The 4279-nt window shown below is 72.3% G+C and carries 5 protein-coding genes; 2 read left to right on the top strand and 3 right to left on the bottom strand.

The genetic code is table 11. The features are described from left to right. The 3 genes from B8460_RS15205 to B8460_RS15195 form a co-directional block, all read right to left on the bottom strand. Window positions 1-731: lipid-binding SYLF domain-containing protein (locus B8460_RS15205; protein ID WP_048862453.1), on the bottom strand; the 731-nt coding region annotated here is incomplete at its 3' end. Between the two features lie 153 nt (window positions 732-884). Beyond that, a complete protein-coding gene (locus tag B8460_RS15200) occupies window positions 885-1700 on the bottom strand; it encodes an ABC transporter permease (protein WP_048862452.1) in 816 nt (271 codons plus the stop codon). After that, window positions 1697-2431 (bottom strand): ABC transporter ATP-binding protein, encoded by a 735-nt coding sequence (locus tag B8460_RS15195; RefSeq protein ID WP_048862451.1) that lies wholly within the window; start codon window positions 2429-2431, stop codon window positions 1697-1699. Before B8460_RS15195 ends, B8460_RS15200 begins: the two co-directional genes overlap by 4 nt. A 173-nt stretch (window positions 2432-2604) precedes the next feature. Between B8460_RS15195 and B8460_RS15190 the strand changes: the two genes are divergently transcribed. Continuing rightward, the gene (locus B8460_RS15190) at window positions 2605-3258 is read left to right on the top strand and encodes a metallophosphoesterase family protein (RefSeq protein ID WP_241771205.1); all 654 of its coding nucleotides are present in this window, start codon (window positions 2605-2607) and stop codon (window positions 3256-3258) included. A gap of 72 nt (window positions 3259-3330) precedes the next feature. Further along, window positions 3331-4279: bifunctional heptose 7-phosphate kinase/heptose 1-phosphate adenyltransferase (locus tag B8460_RS15185; RefSeq protein ID WP_048862454.1), on the top strand; the 949-nt coding region annotated here is incomplete at its 3' end.

Here is a 4279-nt window from a genome sequence, read left to right as displayed (position 1 = left end):
GGCTCCTGCGCCGCATAGCCGGGCGGGGCCGCCTGGGCGGCGAGGCCGGGGCCCGGCGCGCCGGCATAGCGGGCCAGCATCTCGCGCAGCGGCGCGGCGCCCGGATTATGCGCCTGCCCCTGCAGCACGACCTGCCGGGCCGCGAAGGCCTGGCCGTAATAGTCCTGGTTCCACGCCGTGCGCGACGTCAGCACGCTGCCCTGGATCGACAGCCCGGCGAACAGGCCGCTCGACTTGCCGATCACCAGGATATCGGCGCCGAGATTGGTGCTGGTCGCGCCCTCGATGCCGGTGCCGAGCGTCGCGATCGTCGCCGAGGCGTCGGCGCCGAGCTTGAACTGACTGTCCATGATGGCGTCCAGCCCGCGCTCGGTCATGATGATCATCAGCAGCTCGACATTCTGGATGCCGACCTGAAACCCCAGGCTGCCGCTGGCCATGCCGTAGAAGGCGGGGTCGGACCACTGCCCCTGCGCATCGCGCGACGACAGCACGCAGGCGCCCCCGGACCCGCCGAGGAGGAAGCTCGCGCGGAACACCTCGGGACAGATCACCACCGCCTTGGCATGGCGGATGGCCCAGAGCGGGTCCTGCGGCCGGGCGGGACCGTACAGGTCCTGCAACGTCAGCGTCGCGCGGTCGACCGTCTCCTGCTGCTTCGTCTGCGCCTGCGCGGAGGGCGCCAGCCACGGCAGCGCCGCCAGGATGGCGGCCAGCAACGTCCGTTTCATCGTCCATCTCCCGCCGCATGTCCGATCGCACCGGACAGGTTTCAGCGATTTGCCAAGCTGTTATGACATATTCCGGAGACGGCATCTTCACAAATCGCGTCGTTGCCGGTCAACCGGCCGTGTCAGCCGGCTGGCTCGGTCCACCCGGGCGCGTCATTCCCCGATCGACAGCAGCGCCCCGCGCACCCGCGCCACCCGGAACTGCCAGGCAAACGTGGCGACCGCCGCAGCCATCCACACGGCATTCAGCGCGAACGCCGCGGCGAGGTGGTCCCAGCGGATCACCCCATGCGCCAGCGCCGCGCGCATCCCCTCGAACACATGCGCCGACGGCAGCGCCAGCGCGATCGGGCGCAGCACCGCGGGCAGCACGCTCACGGGGTAGAACACCGCCGAGAACGGCGTCAGCGCGAACATCAGCGTCCAGGCCAGCGCCTCCGCCCCCATGCCGTGACGCAGCACCAGCGCGGTCACCCCGAACGCCACCCACCAGCCCATCAGCAGCAGGTTCAGCATGAACAGCACCAGCACCGGCCCGAGGCTGAACAGGTTGAAGGCGTACAGCGCCCAGGCCAGCAGGATCGTCGGCAGGATGCTGATCACGGTGCGCGCGAGGCTCATGCCGAGCATGGCGCAGACCATCTCCCACGGCCGGATCGGGCTGACGAAGACGTGGCCCAGGTTGCGCGACCACAATTCCTCCAGGAACGTGACCGCGACTCCCATCTGGCCGCGCAGCGCGACCTCCCACAGCAGCACGCCCGCCAGCAGCACCCCGCCCGCGAGCGCCACCGGATTGCCGGTCCGCTGCGCCAGGAACTGCGACGTGAAGCCCCAGATCAGCATCTGCAGCACCGGCCAGTACATCAGCTCGAGCAGCCGCGGCCAGGACCGGCGATACAGCGCGAGATGGCGGTACATCATGCCCCAGACCCGCCGGCCCGAGGCGGCGGCGGCGGCGGCGCTCATGCCGCCCGCCGGTCGCGGGCGATGTCGAGAAACACCGCCTCCATGTCGTCGCGCCCGTAGCGGGCGAGCAGCTCCGCCGGCGCCCCCTGGTCGACGATGCGCCCGGCCTTGAGCATCAGCACGTGGCCGCACAGCCGCTCCACCTCCGCCATGTTGTGGCTGGCGAGCAGGATCGTGGCGCCGCTCTCCGCCCGGTAGCGTTCGAGCCACGTGCGCACGAGGTCGCCGGTATCGGGATCGAGACTCGCGGTCGGCTCGTCGAGCAGCAGCAGGTCGGGACGGTTGATCAGCGCCTTGGCCAGCGCGACGCGCGTCTTCTGCCCCGCCGACAGCGACCCGGCCGGCCGGTCGAGCAGCGGCCCCAGATCGAGCTGCGCGGCGAGCTCCGCGATCCGCGCCTCCAGCCCGCGCACGCCGTACAGATGCCCGTAGACGCGCAGGTTCTCGGCCACGCGCAGCTTGCCCGGCAGGGCGACATAGGGCGAGGAGAAGTTCATCCGCGCCAGCGCCGCGAACCGGTCGGTCGCCATGTCGTGACCCAGGACGCGGATACGCCCCGACGTCGGGATCAGCAGGCCGAGCAGCATGGCGATGGTCGTCGTCTTGCCCGCCCCGTTGCCGCCGAGCAGCCCAACCGTCGCCCCCGCCGGCACGCGGAAGCTCACCCCGTCAACCGCCAGGACCTTCCCGTAACATTTGCGCAGCCCCTCCACGTCGATGGCATCGTTCATCGGGCCGATATGACGGCACTGGACACCGGCGCAAAGGGCCGGGTCTCCTGCCCGGCGTGATGCCCGCGTCCCGCCAGCCCCCACACCGCCAGTCCCGACACCGCCAGCCCCCACGCGGGCCGACCCGGCAGCCCGCGCCCGGCCGGCTGCCCGACGGGGAACGCGTCTATGCCGTGGGCGACATCCATGGCTGCGACGACCGGCTGGCGGCGCTGCATGCCCTGATCCACGACGACCTCGCGGCGCGGCCGGCGGCGAAGACGGCGCTGGTGCATCTCGGCGACTACGTCGATCGCGGCCCGGACAGCCGCGGCGTCCTCGCCCGCATCGCCGATCCGCGGATCGCCGGCGTGTCCGTCATCAACCTGCGCGGCAACCACGAGGCGATGATGCTGGCGGCCCTCGACGGTACGGCCAGGGCGGTCGATGACTGGCTGCGCAACGGCGGGGACGCGACGCTGGAGAGCTTCGGCCTGTCCCCGGACGCCGATCCCGCGTCCTGGCCGGCGGCGGTCGGCGACGCGGTGATCGCCCGGCTGGCGGCACTTCCGATGACGTGGGCGGCCGGCAGCTATGTCTTCGTCCATGCCGGCCTGCGCCCGGGCGTGCCTGTCGCCGCGCAGGCCGACCACGACCTGCTGTGGATACGCGACCCCTTCCTCGACCACGCGGGCGATTTCGGCGCGGTGGTGGTCCACGGCCACACGCCGTGCCGGGAGCCGGAGGTCCGGCCGAACCGGATCGGCATCGACACCGGGGCCGTGATGGGCGGGGCGCTGACCTGCGTCGTGCTGGAGGGCGACACGCTGGGCTTCCTGCAGGCCTGAGCGGCCGTATGCCCCGGCCGGGTGCAGTGTTTCCTTGCCGGCATGGCCGATCTGCGCAAGATGGCAGCGAACATGACGGAAACGTTGCAGCCCCCGGCGGAGACCAACTGGGCCGAGGCCGTCCGCCGGCTCGCGCGGGCCAGCCTGCTGGTCGTGGGCGACCTCCTGCTCGACCGCTACGTGTTCGGCGACGTCGCCCGCGTCAGCCCGGAGGCGCCGGTCCCGGTCCTCACCGTCGCGCGCGAGGTCGCCCTCCCCGGCGGGGCGGGCAACGTGGTGCGCAACCTCACCGCGATCGGCGCCGCCGTGGCGTTCGTCTCGATCGTCGGCGACGACCAGAACGGGTCCGACCTCACCGGCCTGATCGGCGGCCAACCAGGCGTGGAGCCGTGGATACTGGTGCAGGGCGGCCGGCTGACGACGGTGAAAAGCCGGTTCATCGCCCAGGGACAGCAGCTCTTCCGCGCCGACAAGGACGACCCCTCGCCGATCCACGCCAAGCTCGCGGAACGCATGATCCGCATCGCCCACGACGCGATGGCCGCGACCGACATCACCGTGCTCACCGATTACGGCCAGGGCGTGCTCGCGGGCGACGTGGCGCCGCAGCTGATCCGCGCGGTGAAGTCGCTGGGCCGGCGCGTCGTGGTCGATCCCGGCACCGCCGCCGCCGGCCTCGCCCGCTTCGCCGGGGCCGACGTCCTGGTGCCGGGCCGGCGGCTGCTCGCCGACCTGACCGGCGAGACGGCGCCGACCGACGAGACGCTGATCCAGGCCGCCGCCGCCCTGCGCGCCGAGCACGGGTTCGGCGCGGTGCTGGTGTTCGGAGCCAAGGACGGGCTGCTGCTCGTGAATGATGCCGGCGCCGCGCATTTCCCGACCGAGGCGGCGGAATACTACGACGTGCTCGGCGCCCGCGACGCGGTGCTCGGCACGCTCGCGGCGGCGCTGGGCATCGGCCACGCCCTGCCGGTCGCCGCCCGGCTCGCCGCCCTCGCGGCGGGGGGGGGGATCGGCAAGG

This window comes from Acidisphaera rubrifaciens HS-AP3, from assembly GCF_000964365.1.
GTDB classification, from domain to species: Bacteria; Pseudomonadota; Alphaproteobacteria; order Acetobacterales; family Acetobacteraceae; genus Acidisphaera; species Acidisphaera rubrifaciens.
The sequence above is the reverse complement of the archived record's forward strand: the minus strand, read 5'-3'. Positions and strand labels throughout refer to the sequence as shown.

Excerpts from the sequence above, each read along its gene's own strand:
- B8460_RS15200 (WP_048862452.1), bottom strand. The coding sequence starts at position 1,700 with ATGAGCGCCGCCGCCGCCGCCGCCTCGGGCCGGCGGGTCTGGGGCATG.
- B8460_RS15195 (WP_048862451.1), bottom strand. The coding sequence starts at position 2,431 with ATGAACGATGCCATCGACGTGGAGGGGCTGCGCAAATGTTACGGGAAG.